Here is a 19,174-nt window from a genome sequence, read left to right on the forward strand (position 1 = left end):
CCCCGCCACGGCGCCCGGTGCGATGATCCCCGGATGGTATACGGCATCCGGACAGCGGCCCCCGAAGAGTGGCGGCGGATCAAGGAACTTCGCCTCGCGGCGCTGAGCGACCCGGTGGCGCGTCTCGCGTTCGCCTCGACCTACCAGTGCGAGGTGGCGCTGACCGACGAGGAGTGGCAGCGCCGTGCCCAGCAGAGCACCGGATTCGTGGCCGAGGACGGCAGCGGCCTCTGGGTCGGTTCGGCGACCGTGTTGATGGAGACCGGCACCGAGTATCCGACCCCGCAGACCCATGTCGTCGGGATGTACGTACGGCCTGATGTGCGGGGGAGCGGTACCGCGGAGCGCCTGCTGCGGGCGGCCGTTGAGTGGTCATGGCGGCAGCGTGAGGTTGAGCGGGTGCGGTTGTGGGTGACCGGTGCGAATCCGCGGGCGTTCGCCTTCTACACCCGGCTCGGGTTCAGCAAGACCGGCGTATCCGCGCCGCATCCACCGGACCCGTCCATCACCGGGTACGAGATGGAGCTCGCGCGTCCGTACTGACCGTTTGACTAACGCCCCTCGCTGAGCCGGGAGTTGGCCGATCGCCAGATCGATTCGGCCTCCTGGCGGGGCCAGCGGTGCCTGGCCTGCTCCTCGGAGCGGAGGACCGCGAGCACCGGGATCCCCGCCGCAGGCCCTTCGGCCATCAGGGCCGGGAGTTCGGGGATCGGGGCGAGCGTCGCGATGTCATCGAGGACGCAGGTCATTGGTGGGTCGAGCCGACCGGGGGATGACCCTGCGGCCATGCGCCGGCCGTGCTCGACCACGCTTGATACGAGTGCGGTGAGCAGGGGCATCGCACCCGGGTGGGCTCGCGGGTCCTCGCGCGGCTCACCCACTACATACAGCGTTCCCCGCTCGTTCACAAACGATTCCAGATCGAGCCCATCAGCTCGTCCCGGGTTGCAAGCGTCCCTGATGTGAATGGAGTTGAGGCCGGACAGTGCCTGCTGGATGAGGCCCTGCGCGGTGTCCCGGCGCTCCGGATGGGCGTGCAGGGTAGCCTCCAGATCACCGCTCCAGCCGCTCGCCGCGTCCCGCGCGGTGCGCAGGATGCGCACCGGGTCGGCCGCACCGGAGCCGGACGCCCAGCGGTGCAGCTGCCGGAACGGCTGGCCGTCGACGGCGGCCGCGTGCAGCCAGCAGCGCAGCAGGGTTACGGCGGCGTCGTTGGCGGTCACGTCGTGGGTGCGCAGCGGGGCCAGCAGCGCGCGGGCCCGGGACGCGGCGATGGCCGGGTCCTGGCAGCCGTGGTGCGGGGCCCAGCGCAACCGGCCCGGGGCGTCGACCAGGTGCTCGGGGTCGAAGAGATGGACCGGGCCGAGCTTCGCGCGGGCGCTGACAGTCTGCTGCCAGGTCTGGTCGTCGGCACAGGTGACGATCACCGGTCCCTCGGCGTCCAGGACGGTGGGCTCGATGACGCGCTTGCCCTTGTCGCTGCCGCGCGGACTGGCGAACAGCACATGGCTGCCGACGAGTTGGCCGCCCGGCAACCGGTCCGCGTGATGCGCCACGGGCGCTGCTGGCGCCGTTGGCACCACAGGGACGGCAGGGGCCGGGGGTTCGGCCGGTACCGCCAACGGTACTTCGGCCGTGCGCACCGGCAACTCCCCGTCGTGCGGCACGGCTTCGACCGCGGGCTCGGGTGGTGCCGTCTCCGTGCGATTCTGCCGGGGCAGCGGGGTGGGGTGGGCGGCGGGCGGTGCGGCCCTCGTCTGCCTGGCCGCCGCCCGTACCGCGCGGTAGCGGGTCAGCGTGCCGATGACGAAGCCGGTCAGCACCAGCAGGACCAGCAGTTCGCCGATGAACACGCCCCAGAAGAGGCCGGGGCGGGGCAGGTCGGCGGTCGGGACCTGGGGCCAGGCGGCGGACATGTCCTTCGGCTCGCTGATGAGTTCGCGCATCGCCACCGGTGTACGGGTGAAGTGCAGGTCGTTCGGCCAGCGGCCGTGGGCGATCAGCCCGCTCAGTCCGGTGCCGGTCCACACCAGGACGGTCACAGCCAGCAGGAAGCCGATGATGGCCACCAGCAGGCCGTCCGGAATGCCGCCCTCGCGGCGCTGCTGCGTCATGCCCTCACCCGTTCGTGCCGTCACTCGTCACGCCACCGTGCCGCGGTTGGTGCCAGGGTCGCCGGTCAGGCCACCGCGTCGTCGGCGAGTTGCTTCTCCAGGTCGACCTCGGCCTTGGTGCGTTCCGCGGATGCCTCCGTCATCGCCCGGTCGGTGTAGACGAGGGGGCGTTCGGCCTCGGTGATGAGGTGCTTGACGACCTGTACGTTGCCGTTGACGTCCCACACCGCGATGCCGGGTGTCAGCGTGGGGATGATCTCCACCGCCCAGCGTGGCAGGCCCAGTACGCGTCCGGTGGCGCGGGCCTCGTCGGCCTTCTGGGCGTAGATGGTGCGGGTGGACGCCATCTTGAGGATCGCCGCGGCCTCCCTGGCCGCCGCTCCGTCCACCACGTCGGACAGGTGGTGGACGACGGCGACGAACGACAGGCCGAGGCGGCGGCCGAACTTCAGCAGCCGCTGGAAGAGCTGGGCGACGAACGGGCTGTTGATGATGTGCCAGGCCTCCTCCACCAGGAAGATGCGCTTGACCCGGTCGGGCCTGATCCAGGTGTGTTCCAGCCAGACGCCGACGATCGCCATCAGGATGGGCATGGCGATCGAGTTGCGGTCGATGTGCGACAGGTCGAAGACGATCAGCGGGGCGTCAAGGTCGATTCCCGCGGTCGTCGGACCGTCGAACATGCCGCGCAGGTCACCGTCGACCAGCCGGTCCAGCACCAGTGCCACGTCCAGGCCCCAGGCCCGTACGTCGTCTATGTCGACGTTCATCGACTCCGCCGACACCTCGGCGGGGTGGCGCAGCCGTTCCACGATGTCGGTGAGGATGGGCTGGCGTTCGGTGACCGACTCCACGGCGTGGGCGTGCGCGACCTTCAGCGCGAAGCCGGAGCGTTCGTCCAGGCCGCGACCCATCGCGACCTCGATGATCGTACGCAGCAGCGCCAGCTGGCCGGTCGTGGTGATCGACGGGTCCAGGGGGTTGAGCTTGATGCCGCCGTCGAGCGCGGACATGGGGTCGAGGCGGATGGGTGTTATCCCCAACTGCTGTGCGATGAGGTTCCATTCGCCGACCCCGTCCTCGCCCTGCGCGTCCAGTACGACCACCTGCCGGTCGCGGAACCGCAGTTGACGCAGTACGTAGGTCTTCTCCAGCGCCGACTTGCCGTTGCCCGACTCGCCCAGTACCAGCCAGTGCGGGGCGGGGAGTTGCTGGCCGTAGAGCTGGAACGGGTCGTAGATGTAACCCTTGCCGGAGTACACCTCGCGGCCGATGATCACGCCGGAGTCGCCGAGGCCGGGCGCGGCGGTCGGCAGGTAGACGGCCTGGGCCTGGCCGGTGGAGGTACGCACCGGCAGTCGGGTGGTCTCCACCCTGCCGAAGAGGAAGCTGGTGAAGGCGTCGGTGATGACGGAGATCGGATCCAGCATGGCCATGACGCGCTCTCCTTACCGACTGCCGGTGGGACGGCTGGTGCTGTGCATGGTGGCCATCCCCTCAGCGGCGGATGCCGGTCGCGAACGGCAGGGTGTTGACGAAGGCCCGGTGGTGCTCGCGGTCGCACCACTCCAGTTTGAGATAGCTCTTTCCGGCGGAGGCGCGGATGGTGCGCTTGTCGCGGGCCAACTCCTCGGGAGAGCGGGCGGAGACGGTGATGTAGCCGACCAGGTTCACTCCGGCGGCGCCCGCGGCGAGGTCCTCGCCGCGTTGGTCGACCCGGGTGTGGTGTGCGACGTCGCGAGGGTCGACGACCCGGTTCATCTTGGCGGCGCGGCTGGCCTCCGCGTCGTCGTTGGTCTTCTCGGTGAGCATCCGCTCGATCGCCACGTCGGTGGGCTCCAGGTCCATGGTGACGGCGACGGTACGGATCACGTCCGGGGTGTGGACCAGCAGCGGGGCGAGGAAGTTGACGCCGACCGGGGTCAGCGGCCACTCCTTGACCCAGGCGGTGGCGTGGCACCAGGGCGCCCTCGTGGTCGACTCGCGGGTCTTGGCCTGAAGGTAGGTGGGCTGCGTGGCGTCGAGTTCGGCGGGCCAGGCGTTGCGGCGGGTCATCGCCTGGATGTGGTCGATGGGGTGGTCCGGGTCGTACATCGAGTGCAGCAGCGAGGCGAGCCTGGCCTGGCCGAGTGGTTGGCGAACCCGGATGTCGGCCTCGGTGAGGCGGGCGCAGATGTCGTTGAGTTCGCGGGCCATGACGATGGCCAGGCCCTCGTCCCGGGTGTGTCCGGTGGCCTTGGCCATGGCCTGCGCCTCGGCGGCAAGGTCCCGGGTGTAGTGCATGCAGGCGACCAGGTAGGCGCGGTGCTGCTCGGACGAGGTGGAGACCATCGACTGCAACTGGTCGTACGAACCGCGCAGCCAGGCCGGGGAGTTGTCGTCCCCGCGCTGGGCGACGTCCTTGGCGTGCGCGTCGGGGTCGGCGGGCAGCGTACGGGCCAGCATCTGCAGCCGGGTCACGAAGCCGTCGCCGTTGGCGACGTGCTTGAGCAGTGTGCCGAAGCGCTCGACCAGCGCCTCCTGGTCCTCGCTGTCGCGCAGTCCGACGCCGGGGCCCTCGATCTCGATGGCGGCGGTGACGGTGCGCCGGTCGAGGTGGAGCAGTACCGCGATCTCGTCCGGCCCGAACGGCGCGGCGAGCCAGTGGACCTGGCCGATGCCGGGCGGCGGGCCGACCTCCACCTCCCGGCCGTCCAGCCGGGTGCCCGCCTCGGAGGCGGCCGAGCGGTAGGTGGCGCCGCGCCGCAGGGTGCGGCGGTAGCTGCGGTTGATCTCGAACCAGCGGTAGAAGGTGCGGCCCCGGTACGGCATGAAGACCGCGGCGAAGGCCATGAGCGGGAAGCCGATCAGCCCGGCGATGCGCAGCGGCAGGATGGTGACGGCCAGTCCCCACACCATGCCGATGAACGCCCCGATGACCAGCAGAGTGATCTCGCCGGTGTCGCGGTTCTTGCCGACGATGGCGTTCGGGCGCGCTTTGCCGATGAGGTAGGTGCGGCGCTGCGCGATCGGCTGGGTCGTCACGACCGGTCCCCTCCGTTCTTAACGTCTGACGTGCGTGGTGCGGGAGGCGAGGGGGCGCGGCCGGGCGCCGGGGCCGGAGGGGTGGCCGGGGTGTTGCCGCCGCGGGTGCTGTGGGCGGCGATGCCGCCGGAGACGGCGCCGGCTGGCTGGGTGCCGCCGGACGCGGTCTGCTCCTGGGGGACGCCGCGGGTGCTGTGGGTCTTGATGCCCTGCTTGACCAGGGCGGCGGGCGAGGAGATGAGGGCGGCGGCCGGGTTGCCGGCGGCCTTGTGGTCGCCGCGCAGCTTGACCACGTCGTCGCCGAAGCCCGGTACGAAGCGGTAGATCATCGCGCTGGCGAAGATGGCCAGGAAGATGATGGCGAGGCCGGAGACCACGGCGGAGAACGACGTCGGGCCGCCGGACCCGGACAGCGCTCCGGCGAGGCCGAGGACGACCACGATGACCGGCTTCACCAGGATCACCGCGATCATGACTCCGGCCCAGCGGCGTACGTGGTGCCACATGTTCTTGTCGACCAGGCCCGCGTAGACGGCGGTGCCCAGCAGCGCGCCGACATAGAGGAGGGCGGCGCGAATGACGAGTTCCATCCACAGCACGCCCGCGGCGACCACCGAGACGAGGGAGACGACGATCAGCATGATTGGGCCGCCGCCGATGCTGTTGCCCTTCTTGAGCGCGTCCGAGAACGCGCCGAAGAACACGTCGCTGTGGGCGCCGGTACCCGAGCCGATGACCTGTGTGACGGCGTCCACGGCGGAGACGACGGTGTAGAGGACCAGCGGGGTGAAGGCGGAGGCGAGCACGGTGAGCCACAGGAAGCCGACGGCCTCGCTCAGCGCCTCGGTGAGCGGTACGCCGCGCACCGCGCGCTTGGCGACGGCGAGCAGCCACAGCACGAGCGTGAGGATCGTGGAGGCGGCGAAGACGACGGCGTACTGGCGCAGGAAGGTGGGGTTGGTGAAGTCCACCTGGGAGGTGGAGGTGATCTGGTGGCTGAGCTTCTCCACGATCCACGAGGCGGCGTCGGCACAGCCCTTGGCCAGCGAGGAGAGGGGGTCGAGGGTGGAGGTGAGGCTGGGGGCGCTGGGTCCGGTGTTCCCCGTGCCGCCCTGGCAGTAGGCGCTCACGGGACCGGCGTTGACGCAGCCGGTGCTGGGGCTCGGCGAGACCGAGGGGGACCCGGACGGCTTCGGCGTCGGCGCAGCCCACGCGCGCGTCGCGAGCAGTACCAGCCCGGCCTGGACGGCCGCCAACGCTCCGACCCGCCCGGCGATGCGGTAACGCGGCCTACCTGGCATAGGTGAACCCTCCGTACTGCGAGACCGCCTTGGCGATGTCGGCCGCGGTGGCCGCGGTGTCGTCGCCGGGGACGGGAGCCGGGCCGTTCTTCTGCGAGTCGCTGGCCACCTTCCAGTCGGAGCCCGTCCACACCAGGTTGAAGGTCCAGGTCATCCAGTCGGTGTGGACCGGGTCGGTGGAGCTGTTTCCGGCCATGCCGATCAGGCCGGTGTACCAGACGGAGACGGTGGCGGTGTCCGTGCCGTACTGCTCGACCTTGGTGCCCACGGGAATGGTGCGGGAGATGAAGGTCATCCCGGACGGCGGGTTGCCGTTGGCGTCGAGCCCCAGCTTGCTGAGGAAGTCCTTGGAGTATGCCTGGTCCTGAGTCGGCTTCAGCTTGGCGGCGGCGTCGGCGGTGTACACCGCGTCGACGACGGCGTGCCGGGTGTTCGTCTTGAACATCCCGTCACCTCCCAGCGCCACCGCGTAGTTCGCGGCGGCGGACTGGGCGCCCTGTTGGGTCTTCGGGAAGCCGGTGGCGATGCCCGACGTGTTGCCGCTCACCGGCCGTACTCCGGTGGGCGCGGTGGGGGCGGCCTGGCCACCGCCCTTGGCGCCGTCGCTCCCGTTGCCCGTGCCGCCGCCCGACGACCCCCTCGTGGCGAACGCCAGTGCCGCGATGAGGAGCACGACCACGCCGACGACGGTCACCATTGTCCGTGAGGTGCGGACGGGTCGGCGGCCCGCCGCCAGGGCGGCGGACTCGCCCTCCGGCAGCCGGGTCCGGGTGGTGGTGGCGTCGTCAGGGTCGTGGTGGCTCGGATGAGTGGGCATCAGCACGCAGCCTAGATGGGGGATTGGGGGCCGGGGACGGGCCCTTCGGGGGCGTACGTAGGCGTTGGGGGCGCGGGTGCGGCTAGACCGCCATCCCGTACACGATCGTGAACAGGGTGCCGAGCGAGCCGATGATGAACACGCCGGTCAGCCCGGCGATGATCAGACCCTTACCCTGCTCGGCGCTGAACGTATCGCGTAGCGCCGTGGCGCCGATGCGTTGTTTGGCCGCGCCCCAGATGGCGATCGCCAGGCAGAGCAGGATGGCCACCGCCATCACGACCTCGACCATCACCCGTGCCTCGTTCCCGAGGTTGCCGAAGGGACCCCAGTTTGGTGCGATCCCGCCGATGATGGTGTTGATGTCGCCTTTGCCGGCTGCCAGGAACATGGATAACTCACCGCCCCGCATGATCAGTTGGGACCCTTGCGGAGGCGCAAGGATCCAGACTCTATATTGGCCGACAATGTCGCCAGTGGATGTCGACTGAGCGACTTTCTCGGCGGATTCCCCGTGTGATTCGCGACTTGACGGTCACACTGGGGCCCAGGCCGGTGTCCGACGGGGCCCCGGGCCTACTGTGAAGCCTACGGTAGTCATTACTGTGTGTATCACGGTAAGTAGCTCAGAGCAACGAACCGGCATGTGGGGCGAGGGAGGGACGCCGTCTTGGGCGGGACAGTGCGCAAGACCTGGCTCATCGTCACCATCGCCGTCGGGGTGTGCTTTTCGTTCCTCGCGCTGCTGGTCATCGGTACCTATTCGGCCGCCGCGTCGCTGCTCGGCGGTGGCGGCGCGGTCGGTCTCGCGCCGGGCGCGGTGCCCGCGGCGTACCAGCCGCTGGTGGAGCGGTACGGCACGATGTGTCCCGCCATCAGTCCGCCTTTGCTGGCCGCCCAGTTGTACACCGAAAGCGGCTGGAACCCCAACGCGCGCAGCGGTGTCGGGGCCGAGGGTATCGCCCAGTTCATGCCCGACACCTGGGCCACCCACGGCATCGACGCCAAGGGCGACGGCAAGCCCGACGTGTGGGATCCGGCCGACGCGATCCCGTCGGCCGCCGCGTACGACTGCCAACTCGCCCAGGACGTCAAGGGCGTGCCGGGTGACAACACCGACAACATGCTGGCCGCCTACAACGCGGGCGCCTATGCGGTCATCGCGGCCCAGGGCATCCCGGCGTACGCCGAGACCCGGGACTACGTGAAGTCGATCCGCACCCTGGCGCAGAGCTTCTCGGCGCCGGTCGGCCGGGTCCCGCCCACGCAGCAGGCGGCCGGTGCGATCGAGTTCGCCCAGTCGAAGCTGGGCACGCCGTACCTGTGGGGCGGTACCGGGACGGCCGCGGACAGCGGGCGGTTCGACTGCTCGGGGTTGACGCAGGCTGCCTACCACTCGGTGGGGATCGAGCTGCCGCGGGTGGCCAACGACCAGTGGAACGCCGGTCCACATCCCGGTCGTGATGAACTCCTGCCGGGCGATCTGGTGTTCTTCGCCACCGATCTGACGGACCCGCGCAGCATCCATCACGTGGGGATCTACGTCGGCGGCGGCTATATGATCGATGCTCCGCACACAGGGGCGAGCATCCGGTTCGACCCGATCGACGTACCGGACTACATCGGCGCGACACGGGTGACGCAGGCCGGGGCGCAGGCCCTGCCATCGCCGTCGGCGTCGCACTGACGGGGCGGTGGTCACCGGCGGTCAAGCCGTGGCCGCTGGTGGGCTCGCCGGGGTCTCCCTTGTATAACTTCCTGGTGATCTTCCGGTAAGGGCGGAACGCTTCCTGCCGTGTTGCCCGTTCAATGGAACGACGAACGAACTGTGCCGACAACGGGGGTTGGTGCGCGACCGGCGATCGGTTACTAGGCGGAGGGGCGGCTCACCATGAACGAGCTGGCGTTCGACGGTCAGAACCCCGACGTCGGTCTGCTCTACAACATCAACGACCTGGCCCGGTACGCCCCCGGCTGGCTGGACCGCACGGTTGAGTTCACCGGCCAGTACGGTCTGGTCGCGGCGATGGCGGTGCTGCTGCTGGTCAGCTGGTGGCGGGGCGCCCGGCGACAGGGGGATGACGCCCCGTCGGCCGTTGCTGGCGTGGTGTGGGCCGGGCTCGCTGCCCTCATCGCGGTACTGCTGAACGTCCCGGTGCGCTCCCTGGTGCAGCGGCCCCGGCCGTTCGCCGACCACCAGAACCTCGATGTGCTGCTGCACGGCACGTCGGGCTTCTCGTTCGTCAGCGACCGCTCGGCGTTCACCATGGCGGTCGGCGTCGGCCTGTTCATGGTCCACCGCAGGGCCGGGCTGACCGGTATCGCCCTGGCGATGGCCGAGGGGTTCACCCGGGTGTTCGTGGGGGTGCACTATCCGACCGATGTGATCGGCGGCTTCGCCCTGGGCACGGCGACCGCGCTGCTGCTCGCCCCGCTGGCGATGCTGCTGCTCGGGCCGGCCATGACGGCGCTCGCCCGGACCTGGGCGGGTGCCCTGGTCCGGTCCGCCAAGCCGGTGCGCAAGGCGCCGGTACGCGGGGAGCCGTACCCGGAGCCGACGGCGTGCGACAAGGACCTCGCCGCCTGACGCGTCGGCGGCGAGGCCCCGCGAACCGCTAGATCGCCTGCGGGAAGTCGAAGAGGCGGTTCGGGTCGTACTTGCGCTTGACCGCGGCCAGCTGGTCGGCGGCCGAGCCGTAGTAGGCGCGCCGCCAGTCGGTCAGCGTCGGGTCGATGTAGTTCTGGTAGGCCGCGCCGGAGGCGTAAGGGCGCATCGCCCGGTGCGCGCCGTCCAGCCAGCCGGTCCCGCTCAGCGGGCCGGAGGCGATGTACTGCGCGAGGAACCGCGAGCGGCGGTGGACGAACGCGGTCGCCCCCGGCGCCACCCGGTTCACCGCACCGCCCAGCGCGGTCAGCGCGGCGCTGCCCGCACCGCCGCCGGAGGCCGACCGCAGCCGCTCCAACTGGGCCACCAGCGCGGCCGCGCCCGCCGCGGACAGCGAACGGTCGTAGAAGTCGGAGCGCGCGGTGTAGGTCTCCCGGTCCAGTTGACCGCTGGGCGTGCGCCCCGGAGTGCGGCCCGGCAGATGGCACTGGCTCGGAGTGCGGTCGGTGCAGCCCGCGTAGGAGTTCATCGCGTCGAGGTAGGTGTGGCGGCGCAGTGAAACGCTCCTGGCCGGGCCGCCGATCCGCTGGGCCAGCCGGTCCACCGCGTTCTGCAGGTCGGAGTACGAGCCGAGGGAGAAGGCGGCGACCGACAGGGTGGGCGAGCCGCCGGCCGCGCAGTCCAGGTGCAGCGACGACCAGATCTCGTCCGGCTGGTCCGGACCCCACTCCTGCCAGGCGCTGATCGCCGCGGTCGCCTTCGACCAGGGCCAGGTCATGTAGGCGGTGACGCAGGCGGGCGCGGGGTGGGTGCGGAAGCGCAGTTCGGTCACGACGCCGAAGTTGCCGTTGCCCGCGCCGCGCAGTGCCCAGAACAGGTCCGCGTTGGTGCGGGCGTCCGCGGTGATGGTCTTGCCGTCGGCGGTGACCAGGGTGGCGCCGGTGAGGTTGTCGCAGGTCAGCCCGTACGCGCGGGCGGTGACCCCGTGGCCGCCGCCGAGGGTGAGGCCGGAGACGCCGACCGTCGGGCAGGAGCCGGCGGGTATGGTCACGCCGTGCCCGCCGAGGGTGTTGTAGACGTCGATCAGTTTGGCGCCCGCGCCGATGGTCGCGGCGCCGCCGGAGACGGAGATGGCCGACAGCTTGGAGACGTCGATCACCAGTCGCCCGTTGCCGGAGGACCAACCGGCATAGGAATGGCCGCCGTTGCGTATGGAGACCGGGACGCCGGTGCGGCGCGCGAAGGCCAGGCACTCCGCTATGTCGGCGGTGTTGGCTATGTAGGCCAGGGCGGCCGGGCGCTGCCCGTCGAAGCGCGTGTTGTACAGCCTGCGGCCGATGTCGTAGTCCGCGTCTGCGGGCCGTATCAACTTGCCGTGCAGCCCGCGGGCGAGCGCCGACCAGTCGGGCGCGGAGGCGCCCTTGGCGCTGGCGTTGCGGGCGTTGACCGGGGCGGCGTGGGCCGCTCCGGTGGTGGCGCAGGAGGGCAGTGCGACGGCGGCCAGGCCGAGGCCAGCGCTACCGCGCAGCAGTGATCGCCGGTCGACCATCCGCAGCATCCTTTGGCTAGGGGTTTTACGGATGGGGACTGCGACCGGCGGGTCAACGGTTCCGCCGTACTGTCAATCGGCGTCAGGGAGTGCCGGGCGCCAACTGTGCTCAGGGCGTGTCGATGTGGCGTGCCGCGTCACGCCGTGCGCTGTCCCGGGCCCGTCGTGCGGGACCCGTCCAGCCGCAACTGCAGCGGCCCATGGCGAACGCACCTCGTTCGACCGTCGTCGTCCGATGGAGCAGGGCGGGGGATTCGGTGTGCCGGTCCTCATGCTGGTTGAGCACGCAACAACGCTACCTGGTCGTGTCGAGGCTCGGAACCCGGCGTTCGAGAGCGGGGCGAAATGGTCCTTACGTGCCATGCGCCGCCTGCGCGCCGCTCCCTAGGCTGGACATCCGGAACCCCGGCGTTCTTGGACGAGGAGGTGGCGCACGTGGTGTCGTCGTGCGGGTCCCAGACGACGGACCATCAGGACCGCGTGGCCCTCGCCGAGATCGAGCTGTGCGGCGAGTTGATGATCGCGGCATCGGCGGTCAGCGAGGAACGGTTGAGCACCGCGCGGATAGACGAGGTGCTTGAGGTGCGCCGGACCGGTGGTGGTGCGGCGCGGGTGCCGTTGCACGGCCAGCGGGTGCGGTGAGGCCGCTTCGCGTGGACCTTCGGAGTGCGGTAAGTCCGCAATGTCCGTTAGATCCTTCGTCTGTTGGGTGTCTGCTAGGTCCTGAGCAGTCGGGCGATCGCGGCGGTGGCCTCGGCCACCTTGGCGTCCGCTTCCGGGCCGCCCTTGATCGCCGCGTCGGCCACACAGTGCCGTAGGTGCTCCTCCAGCAGCTGCAGCGCGAACGACTGGAGCGCCTTGGTGCCCGCCGAGACCTGGGTGAGGATGTCGACGCAGTAGACGTCCTCCTCGACCATGCGCTGGAGGCCGCGGATCTGGCCCTCGATCCTGCGCAGCCGCTTGAGGTGCTGGTCCTTCTGCTTGGAGTAGCCGTGCGGCCCCGGAGGGCTGGCCGAGGAGTGCGCGGCGGCGGGGTCCGCCGGGGGCCGCGCCGTGTCGTCAACCGTCATGCCCTCGTCCTCCGGTCCTGGCGTGCCCGTTATACCCCCTGCGGGTATATGATACCGAATCGGTCCCGGTTGGGACCCACCTGTATGGAGCACTCTGTCCTATGGGCGACACTGGATGACGCCGCTTCGCAGTGGCCGGATGATGCACCTAGCATCGACGAGACCGACCCCAGAGCACCCCGAGGACCCCCAGTGCGCCTTCGTCTGACCCCCAGGGAGACGAGCTTCTACGACATGTTCGCCGCGTCAGCGGACAACATCGTCACAGGATCGAAGCTTCTGATGGAACTGCTCGGGGCGGACTCCTCCGCACGCGCCGAGATCGCCGACCGGATGCGCGCCGCGGAACACGCGGGCGACGACGCGACGCACGCCATCTTCCACCAGCTGAACTCGTCGTTCATCACGCCGTTCGACCGCGAGGACATCTACAGCCTCGCCGGTTCGCTGGACGACATCATGGACTACATGGAAGAGGCCGTCGACCTGGTGGTCCTCTACCAGATCGAGGAGCTTCCCAAGGGCGTCGAGCAGCAGATCGAGGTGCTGGCGCGGGCCGCGGAGCTGACCGCGGAGGCGATGCCGAACCTGCGCACGATGCAGAACCTCACCGAGTACTGGATCGAGGTCAACCGGCTGGAGAACCAGGCGGACCAGATCCACCGCAAGCTGCTCGCGCACCTGTTCAACGGCAAGTACGAGGCCATGGACGTACTCAAGCTCAAGCAGATCGTCGACGTGCTGGAAGAGGCCGCCGACGCGTTCGAGCACGTCGCGAACACGGTGGAGACCATCGCGGTCAAGGAGTCCTGACCGCGGTGGACACCTTCGCACTGGTCGTCGTCATCGGCGTCGCGCTCTTCTTCACGTACACCAACGGCTTCCACGACTCCGCGAACGCGATCGCGACCTCCATCTCCACCCGGGCCCTGACGCCCAAGGCGGCGCTGGCGATGGCCGCGGTGATGAACCTGGCGGGTGCCTTCCTGGGCAGCGGGGTCGCGCAGACGGTCAGCAAGGGGCTGATCGAGGCGCCGAGCGGCAGGCACGGCATGGCGATCCTGTTCGCCGCGCTGGCCGGAGCCATCGTCTGGAACCTCACGACCTGGTACTACGGGCTGCCGTCGTCCTCCAGCCACGCCCTGTTCGGTGGACTGGTCGGCGCCGCGCTGGCCGGGGCCAGCACCGTGCACTGGTCGGGCGTGATCGACAAGATCATCATCCCGATGGTGCTCTCGCCGATCGTCGGCCTGATCGTCGGCTACCTGGTGATGCTGCTGATCCTGTGGCTCTTCCGCCGCGCCAATCCGCACAAGGCCAAGCGCGGCTTCCGGGTCGCGCAGACCGTCTCGGCGGCGGGCATGGCACTCGGCCACGGCCTGCAGGACGCGCAGAAGACCATGGGTGTCGTGGTGATGGCGCTCACCATCTCCGGCGTCCAGTCCGGCAGCGGCATCCCGATCTGGGTCAAGATCGTCACCGCGCTGATGCTGTCGCTGGGCACGTACGCGGGCGGCTGGCGGATCATGCGGACCCTCGGCCGCAAGATCATCGAACTGGACCCGCCGCAGGGCTTCGCCTCGGAGACGACATCGGCGGTGATCCTCTACATCACGTCGTACATCTTCAAGGCGCCGATCTCGACCACCCACGTCATCACGTCCTCGATCATGGGCGTCGGCGCGACGAAGCGGGTCAAGGCGGTGCGCTGGGGCGTCGCCAAGAACATCGTCCTGGGCTGGTTCATCACCATGCCGGCCGCCGCGGGCGTCGCCGCACTGGCGTACCTGGTGGTCAAGCTCCTCTTCGCCTGAGTGAGCCCTCGCCGGGGATCGCCCCGGCCCTCCAGACGGAAAACAGGGCCCGCCCCCTCCGGGGGCGGGCCCTTGGCCTGCGGTGGCACCGCCATGCAGCACCGCAGGCAGATCCGAAGCCCGAGCGTCAGGCGACCGCGCGGCTCAGCCGAAGCGGCCGGAGATGTAGTCCTCGGTGGCCTGGACGGACGGGTTGGAGAAGATCCGCTGCGTCTCGTCGATCTCGATCAGCCGCCCCGGCTGGCCCACGCCCGCCAGGTTGAAGAACGCGGTGCGGTCCGAGACCCGGGCCGCCTGCTGCATGTTGTGCGTCACGATCACGATCGTGAACCGCTCCTTCAGCTCCCCGATCAGATCCTCGATGGCCAGCGTCGAGATCGGGTCGAGCGCCGAGCACGGCTCGTCCATCAGCAGCACCTGCGGCTCCACGGCGATCGCCCGGGCGATGCACAGCCGCTGCTGCTGACCGCCGGACAGCCCCGCGCCCGGCTTGTTCAGCCGGTCCTTGACCTCGTTCCACAGGTTGGCGCCCTTGAGCGACTTCTCGACGATCCCGTCGAGCTCCGACTTCTTGCGCGCCGTCCCGTTCAGCCGCAGTCCCGCCGCCACGTTGTCGTAGATCGACATGGTGGGGAACGGGTTGGGCCGCTGGAACACCATGCCGACGGTGCGCCGCACCGCCACCGGGTCCACCCCGGCGCCGTACAGGTTCTCGTCGTCCAGCATCACCTTGCCCTCGACGCGGCCACCGGGGGTGACCTCGTGCATCCGGTTCAGGGTGCGCAGGAAGGTGGACTTGCCGCAGCCGGACGGCCCGATGAAGGCGGTCACGGAGCGCGGCTCCACGGTCATCGAGATGTCCTCGATGGCGCGGTGGGTGCCGTAGTAGGCGGAAAGGCCGCTGACGTCGATGCGCTTGGCCATGTGGATCACTTCTCTTCTGCGGTAAGGCTCAGCGGCCGGTCTTGGGGGCCTTCCAGCGGGCGATGCCCCTGGCGACCAGGTTCAGGATCATGACGAAGGCGATCAGCACCAGCGCAGCCGCCCACGCCCGGTCGAACGACGCGTCGTTGCCGTTGGTGTACTGCTCGTACACGTAGTACGGCAGCGAGGACTGGGCACCGCTGAACGGGTTGTTGTTGATCAACTGGTTGCCGAAGACCAACAGCAGCACCGGCGCGGTCTCACCGGCGATACGTGCGACGGCCAGCATGACACCGGTCAGGATGCCGCCGATCGACGTGGGCAGCACGACCTTGAGGATCGTGCGCCACTTCGGCACGCCCAGCGCCAGCGACGCCTCCCGCAGCTCGTTGGGCACGAGCTTGAGCATCTCCTCCGTGGAGCGCACCACCACCGGCATCATCAGGATCGCCAGCGCCAGCGCCCCGGCGAAGCCGGAGTAGCCGAAGCCCAGGATGATGATCCAGAAGGCGAGGATGAACAGACCCGCCACGATCGACGGCACACCGGTCATCACGTCCACGAAGAACGTGACGACCTTCGCCAGCTTGCCGCGCCCGTACTCCACGAGGTAGATCGCGGTCAGCAGGCCGACCGGCACCGCGATCAGCGAGGCCAGGCCGACCTGCTCCAGGGTGCCGATGATCGCGTGGTAGACACCGCCGCCCGGCTGGGTGGTGATCACGCCGCCCATCGAGTGGGACAGGAAGTTCCCGTCCAGCACCTTCACGCCCTTGCTGATGGTGGTCTGCAACAGCGAGTACAGCGGCACCACGGCGACGACGAAGCAGGCCCAGACCAGGCTGGTAGCCACCCGGTCCTTCGCCTGACGGCGGCCCTCGACGCCCGCGGTGATCGCGTACGTCAGACCGATGAACAGCAGCAGCGAGATCAGGCCCCACTGCAGACGGCTCGCGAGACCGGCGCCCGCGCCGATGCCGCAGCCGAGGGCGACGGCGGCGACCGCGAATCCGGCCGGAGCCCAGCGCGGTATCCGGCGGTGCGCCAGCGGCGACTGCGACGGCGCGGTGGCGGGCGCGTCCTGGTAGGCGACGTCGCTCATGCGTTGGCCCCCGAGTACTCCTTGCGGCGGGCGATGATCAGCCGGGCCGCGCCGTTGACGAGCAGGGTGATGACGAACAGCACCAGACCGGAGGCGATCAGTGCGTCCCGCCCGAAGTTGTCCGCCTCGGCGAACTTCGCGGCGATGTTCTGCGCGAACGTTCCGCCGACCGGGTCGAGCAGCCGCAGGCTGAGCACCGGCGACGCGGACAGCACGGTGGCCACCGCCATGGTCTCGCCGAGCGCGCGGCCGAGGCCCAGCATCGAGGCGGAGATGATGCCGGAGCGGGCGAACGGCAGCACGGACATCCGCACCACCTCCCAGCGGGTCGCGCCCAGCGCCAGCGCCGCCTCCTCGTGCGCCCTGGGCACCTGCCGGAAGACCTCACGGCTGACGTTGGTGATGATCGGGACGATCATGATCGCCAGCAGGATGCCGACGGTGAACAGCGAACGGGCCGCGCTGCTCGGGTCGGACTTGTGGAAGATCCCGGTCCAGCTCAGGTACTCGTTCAGCCACAGGTTCAGGCCCTGCAGGTGCGGTACCAGGTACAGGCCGCCCCACAGGCCGTAGACGATGCTGGGGACGGCGGCGAGCAGGTCGACCAGGTACGCCAGCGGCGAGGCCAGCCTGCGCGGCGCGTAGTGCGTGATGAACAGCGCGATGCCGACCGAGACCGGCACCGCGATGATCATCGCGATCAGCGAGCTGACCACCGTGCCGTAGGCGAGCACGGCGATGCCGAAGGACGGCGGGGTGAGGCTGGCGTTCCACTCGAACGTGGTGAAGAAGTTGGAGTGGTCCAGCGAGATCGCGTGGATCGCCCGCACGGTGAGGAAGACCGCGATCGCGGCCATGATCACCAGCAGCAGGATGCCTGATCCGCGCGACAGGCCGAGGAAGACCCGGTCACCGGGCCGGGTCACGGCGGGCTGCCGGGAGGGCGGGGGGTGTTCCCCGGATGTGTTCACTATGTCCATGGGGATTGGCTCCGGTCTGGCGGGGCGGTCGGCCCCTGGCGGCGGTGCACCGGATGGGGCCGGTCCCGTGGGTGGGCACGGGACCGGCCGGGCGGTCAGGCGGTCAGGACAGGGACGAGATCTCGGAGCGGACCTTGGTGGCGATCTCGGCGGGCAGCGGGGCGTAGCCCTGGCTGCTCAGGCCCTTCTGGCCGTCGTCGCTGGCGATGTAGTTCAGGAACGCCTTGGTGGCGTCCAGGGTGTCGGGCTTGTTGCCCTTGTCGCAGGCGATCTCGTAGGTGACCAGGGTGATCGGGTAGGCGCCGTCGGCCTTGGTCGCGTAGTTGAGCTTCAGCGCCAGGTCGTTGCCGGTGCCGACGACCTTGGCGTCCGCGATCATCTTGGAGGCGGCGTCGGAGGTGGCCGCGACCGGGGCGGACGCGCCGGTGTCGATCTTCACCGTCGGGATGTTGCTGGCGGTGGCGTAGGACAGCTCGAAGTAGCCGATCGCGCCCGCGGTCTGCTTGACCTGCGCGGCCACACCGGAGGACTGCGGTGCGGACTGGCCGTTCTTGGCCTGCCAGGCCTTGCCGCCGCTGTACGGCCAGTCGCTGGCCGCGGCGCCCTTGAGGTACTTGGTGAAGTTGTCCGTGGTGCCGGACTCGTCGGAGCGGTGGAACGCCTGGATCGAGGTGGACGGCAGCTTGGCGTTCGGGTTGAGCTTCTTGATCGCCGGGTCGTCCCACTTGACGATCTGCGAGTTGAAGATCTTCGCCAGCGTGGGGGCGTCCAGTACCAGGTTGTCCACGCCCGGCAGGTTGTAGCCGACCGCGATCGGGCCGCCGACCATGGGAAGGTCGATGCCCTGGCCGCCCTTGCAGACCGCCTTCGACTTGGTGACCTCGTCCGCCTTCAGCGCCGAGTCGGAACCCGCGAAGGCGGTGCTGCCCTGGAGGAACTCGGTGACGCCCGCGCCCGAGCCGGTGGGCTTGTAGTTGATCTGCGTACCGGAGCACGCCTGCATGTAGTTCTTGACCCAGACGTCCATCGCGTTCTTCTGGGCGGTCGAACCAGAGGCGAGCAGGTTCGCCTTGCTACCGCACTTGATGGAGGCGGCGGCGTTCGACGAGCCGCCCGACGGGCTGCTGGAGCCGCTGTTGTTGTCCGATCCGCAGGCCGTCAGGACCAACGCGCTGGAGACCGCGATCGCGCCGACGGCCAAGGAGCGCAGTCCGGTCTTGCGAGTGAGCTTCACCTTCGAGTGTTCCTTCCCTGGAGCCCGGTGACGGAGGTTCACCGGTACGGCCGAAAGTAAGCAGATCAGATGAAGCGGCCGACGGGGGTTGGTGAACGCAGGGTGAACCTCGCCCATCGGAGTGGCATACGGCCACCAGTCCGGTACGCCCCGGTTACGTGATGTTGCCCAACGTGCGAACGAGCGCGTCGACCAACGGCCTGTCCCGCTCGTGGGTCAGCCGGTTGCGGGCGGCGGCCGGCGGCAGCCACAGCAGGAGATCCACCTCACGGTTGGGCAGGAAGGTGCCGCCGATCGCCTCGGCGGCCCAGTAGCGGACCTCCTTGGGCCGCCCGTTCACCAGGTAGTACGAGGCGGGCAGCTGGGGACCGAGCAGGCAGTCCATGCCGGTCTCCTCCTTCACCTCCCGCAGCGCGGCCTGCGCGACGGCCTCACCGCTCTTGAGCTTGCCCTTCGGATGCGACCAGTCGTCGTAGCGCGGCCGGTGGATCAGCGCGATCTCCACCCGGCCGAGGGGTTCGCGGTGCCCGAGGCCGCTGGCGGGCGTACGACGCCACAGCACCGCCCCCGCGGCACGGATCGGCGTCTGGGTGACGGGCTGTCCCATGGCCTTCCTTCACAGATGAGCGCGGCCTGCACG

Annotated in this window: 19 protein-coding genes; 6 read left to right on the plus strand and 13 right to left on the minus strand. The window is 69.7% G+C overall.

Features of this window, described 5'->3' with window-relative positions:
* Positions 1 to 33: 33 nt before the first annotated feature.
* Positions 34 to 543, plus strand: a complete 510-nt coding sequence (locus tag O5O46_RS28080; protein WP_269858406.1) for a GNAT family N-acetyltransferase — start codon at positions 34 to 36, stop codon at positions 541 to 543.
* An 8-nt stretch (positions 544 to 551) separates the two neighbouring features.
* Here the strand turns inward: O5O46_RS28080 and O5O46_RS28085 are convergent, their stop codons facing one another.
* From O5O46_RS28085 to O5O46_RS28110, 6 genes are all read right to left on the minus strand, one after another.
* The gene (locus tag O5O46_RS28085) at positions 552 to 2,114 is read right to left on the minus strand and encodes a type IV secretory system conjugative DNA transfer family protein (protein ID WP_269858407.1); all 1,563 of its coding nucleotides are present in this window, start codon (positions 2,112 to 2,114) and stop codon (positions 552 to 554) included.
* A 65-nt stretch (positions 2,115 to 2,179) separates the two neighbouring features.
* Positions 2,180 to 3,544, minus strand: coding sequence for an ATP-binding protein (locus tag O5O46_RS28090; RefSeq protein ID WP_269858509.1), 1,365 nt, complete (start codon positions 3,542 to 3,544; stop codon positions 2,180 to 2,182).
* A 67-nt stretch (positions 3,545 to 3,611) separates the two neighbouring features.
* Entirely contained in the window at positions 3,612 to 5,138 is a 1,527-nt protein-coding gene (locus O5O46_RS28095; RefSeq protein ID WP_269858408.1) for an SCO6880 family protein, read from the minus strand.
* On the minus strand, positions 5,135 to 6,439 hold the full coding sequence (locus O5O46_RS28100) for a hypothetical protein (RefSeq protein WP_269858409.1): 1,305 nt from the start codon (positions 6,437 to 6,439) through the stop codon (positions 5,135 to 5,137). Before O5O46_RS28100 ends, O5O46_RS28095 begins: the two co-directional genes overlap by 4 nt.
* Positions 6,429 to 7,256: a hypothetical protein gene (locus O5O46_RS28105; protein ID WP_269858410.1), complete on the minus strand. Its 828-nt coding sequence runs from the start codon at positions 7,254 to 7,256 to the stop codon at positions 6,429 to 6,431. Before O5O46_RS28105 ends, O5O46_RS28100 begins: the two co-directional genes overlap by 11 nt.
* Positions 7,257 to 7,338: 82 nt before the next feature.
* Positions 7,339 to 7,647, minus strand: coding sequence for a hypothetical protein (locus O5O46_RS28110; protein ID WP_255932164.1), 309 nt, complete (start codon positions 7,645 to 7,647; stop codon positions 7,339 to 7,341).
* A gap of 279 nt (positions 7,648 to 7,926) precedes the next feature.
* Between O5O46_RS28110 and O5O46_RS28115 the strand changes: the two genes are divergently transcribed.
* The gene (locus O5O46_RS28115; RefSeq protein ID WP_443072643.1) at positions 7,927 to 8,943 is read left to right on the plus strand and encodes an NlpC/P60 family protein; all 1,017 of its coding nucleotides are present in this window, start codon (positions 7,927 to 7,929) and stop codon (positions 8,941 to 8,943) included.
* Between the two features lie 204 nt (positions 8,944 to 9,147).
* A complete protein-coding gene (locus tag O5O46_RS28120) occupies positions 9,148 to 9,843 on the plus strand; it encodes a phosphatase PAP2 family protein (RefSeq protein ID WP_269858411.1) in 696 nt (231 codons plus the stop codon).
* 28 nt (positions 9,844 to 9,871) lie between these two features.
* On the opposite strand, the gene O5O46_RS28125 is transcribed toward O5O46_RS28120, so the two are convergent.
* Positions 9,872 to 11,410, minus strand: a complete 1,539-nt coding sequence (locus tag O5O46_RS28125) for an FAD-dependent oxidoreductase (RefSeq protein ID WP_269858412.1) — start codon at positions 11,408 to 11,410, stop codon at positions 9,872 to 9,874.
* 426 nt (positions 11,411 to 11,836) lie between these two features.
* Between O5O46_RS28125 and O5O46_RS28130 the strand changes: the two genes are divergently transcribed.
* Entirely contained in the window at positions 11,837 to 12,052 is a 216-nt protein-coding gene (locus tag O5O46_RS28130) for a hypothetical protein (RefSeq protein ID WP_443072647.1), read from the plus strand.
* Positions 12,053 to 12,126: 74 nt separating this feature from the next.
* Here O5O46_RS28130 and O5O46_RS28135 read toward each other — a convergent pair whose 3' ends face one another.
* Positions 12,127 to 12,480, minus strand: a complete 354-nt coding sequence (locus O5O46_RS28135) for a metal-sensitive transcriptional regulator (protein WP_269858413.1) — start codon at positions 12,478 to 12,480, stop codon at positions 12,127 to 12,129.
* A 192-nt stretch (positions 12,481 to 12,672) separates the two neighbouring features.
* Between O5O46_RS28135 and O5O46_RS28140 the strand changes: the two genes are divergently transcribed.
* Both O5O46_RS28140 and O5O46_RS28145 read left to right on the plus strand, forming a co-directional pair.
* Positions 12,673 to 13,293, plus strand: a complete 621-nt coding sequence (locus O5O46_RS28140; protein ID WP_269858414.1) for a DUF47 domain-containing protein — start codon at positions 12,673 to 12,675, stop codon at positions 13,291 to 13,293.
* Between the two features lie 5 nt (positions 13,294 to 13,298).
* Complete coding sequence (locus tag O5O46_RS28145; protein ID WP_269858415.1) at positions 13,299 to 14,294, plus strand: inorganic phosphate transporter; 996 nt, start codon at positions 13,299 to 13,301, stop codon at positions 14,292 to 14,294.
* A 144-nt stretch (positions 14,295 to 14,438) separates the two neighbouring features.
* On the opposite strand, the gene pstB is transcribed toward O5O46_RS28145, so the two are convergent.
* From pstB to O5O46_RS28170, 5 genes are all read right to left on the minus strand, one after another.
* Positions 14,439 to 15,218 (minus strand): phosphate ABC transporter ATP-binding protein PstB, encoded by a 780-nt coding sequence (gene pstB, locus O5O46_RS28150; RefSeq protein ID WP_269858416.1) that lies wholly within the window; start codon positions 15,216 to 15,218, stop codon positions 14,439 to 14,441.
* Between the two features lie 28 nt (positions 15,219 to 15,246).
* Positions 15,247 to 16,320: a phosphate ABC transporter permease PstA gene (gene pstA / locus O5O46_RS28155; RefSeq protein ID WP_269858417.1), complete on the minus strand. Its 1,074-nt coding sequence runs from the start codon at positions 16,318 to 16,320 to the stop codon at positions 15,247 to 15,249.
* Positions 16,317 to 17,300 carry a phosphate ABC transporter permease subunit PstC gene (gene pstC / locus O5O46_RS28160; protein WP_269858418.1) on the minus strand — a complete coding sequence of 328 codons (984 nt, stop codon included), beginning with the start codon at positions 17,298 to 17,300 and terminating at the stop codon, positions 16,317 to 16,319. The genes pstA and pstC overlap by 4 nt, the downstream gene beginning before the upstream one ends.
* 103 nt (positions 17,301 to 17,403) lie before the next feature.
* The gene (gene pstS / locus O5O46_RS28165; RefSeq protein ID WP_269858419.1) at positions 17,404 to 18,534 is read right to left on the minus strand and encodes a phosphate ABC transporter substrate-binding protein PstS; all 1,131 of its coding nucleotides are present in this window, start codon (positions 18,532 to 18,534) and stop codon (positions 17,404 to 17,406) included.
* 154 nt (positions 18,535 to 18,688) lie between these two features.
* Positions 18,689 to 19,141, minus strand: a complete 453-nt coding sequence (locus O5O46_RS28170; protein ID WP_269858420.1) for an NUDIX hydrolase — start codon at positions 19,139 to 19,141, stop codon at positions 18,689 to 18,691.
* Positions 19,142 to 19,174 lie beyond the last annotated feature (33 nt).

The organism is Streptomyces sp. RPT161 (assembly GCF_027533845.1).
GTDB lineage: Bacteria > Actinomycetota > Actinomycetes > Streptomycetales > Streptomycetaceae > Streptantibioticus_A > Streptantibioticus_A silvisoli_A.

Bases quoted from the DNA above. Each gene is read 5' to 3' on its own strand.
- O5O46_RS28080 (WP_269858406.1), top strand. From the start codon at position 34: ATGGTATACGGCATCCGGACAGCGGCCCCCGAAGAGTGGCGGCGGATC.
- O5O46_RS28085 (WP_269858407.1), bottom strand. From the start codon at position 2,114: ATGACGCAGCAGCGCCGCGAGGGCGGCATTCCGGACGGCCTGCTGGTG.
- O5O46_RS28090 (WP_269858509.1), bottom strand. From the start codon at position 3,544: ATGCTGGATCCGATCTCCGTCATCACCGACGCCTTCACCAGCTTCCTC.
- O5O46_RS28100 (WP_269858409.1), bottom strand. From the start codon at position 6,439: ATGCCAGGTAGGCCGCGTTACCGCATCGCCGGGCGGGTCGGAGCGTTG.
- O5O46_RS28105 (WP_269858410.1), bottom strand. From the start codon at position 7,256: ATGCCCACTCATCCGAGCCACCACGACCCTGACGACGCCACCACCACC.
- O5O46_RS28110 (WP_255932164.1), bottom strand. From the start codon at position 7,647: ATGTTCCTGGCAGCCGGCAAAGGCGACATCAACACCATCATCGGCGGG.
- O5O46_RS28120 (WP_269858411.1), top strand. From the start codon at position 9,148: ATGAACGAGCTGGCGTTCGACGGTCAGAACCCCGACGTCGGTCTGCTC.
- O5O46_RS28125 (WP_269858412.1), bottom strand. From the start codon at position 11,410: ATGGTCGACCGGCGATCACTGCTGCGCGGTAGCGCTGGCCTCGGCCTG.
- O5O46_RS28135 (WP_269858413.1), bottom strand. From the start codon at position 12,480: ATGACGGTTGACGACACGGCGCGGCCCCCGGCGGACCCCGCCGCCGCG.
- pstB (WP_269858416.1), bottom strand. From the start codon at position 15,218: ATGGCCAAGCGCATCGACGTCAGCGGCCTTTCCGCCTACTACGGCACC.
- pstA (WP_269858417.1), bottom strand. From the start codon at position 16,320: ATGAGCGACGTCGCCTACCAGGACGCGCCCGCCACCGCGCCGTCGCAG.
- pstC (WP_269858418.1), bottom strand. From the start codon at position 17,300: ATGGACATAGTGAACACATCCGGGGAACACCCCCCGCCCTCCCGGCAG.
- O5O46_RS28170 (WP_269858420.1), bottom strand. From the start codon at position 19,141: ATGGGACAGCCCGTCACCCAGACGCCGATCCGTGCCGCGGGGGCGGTG.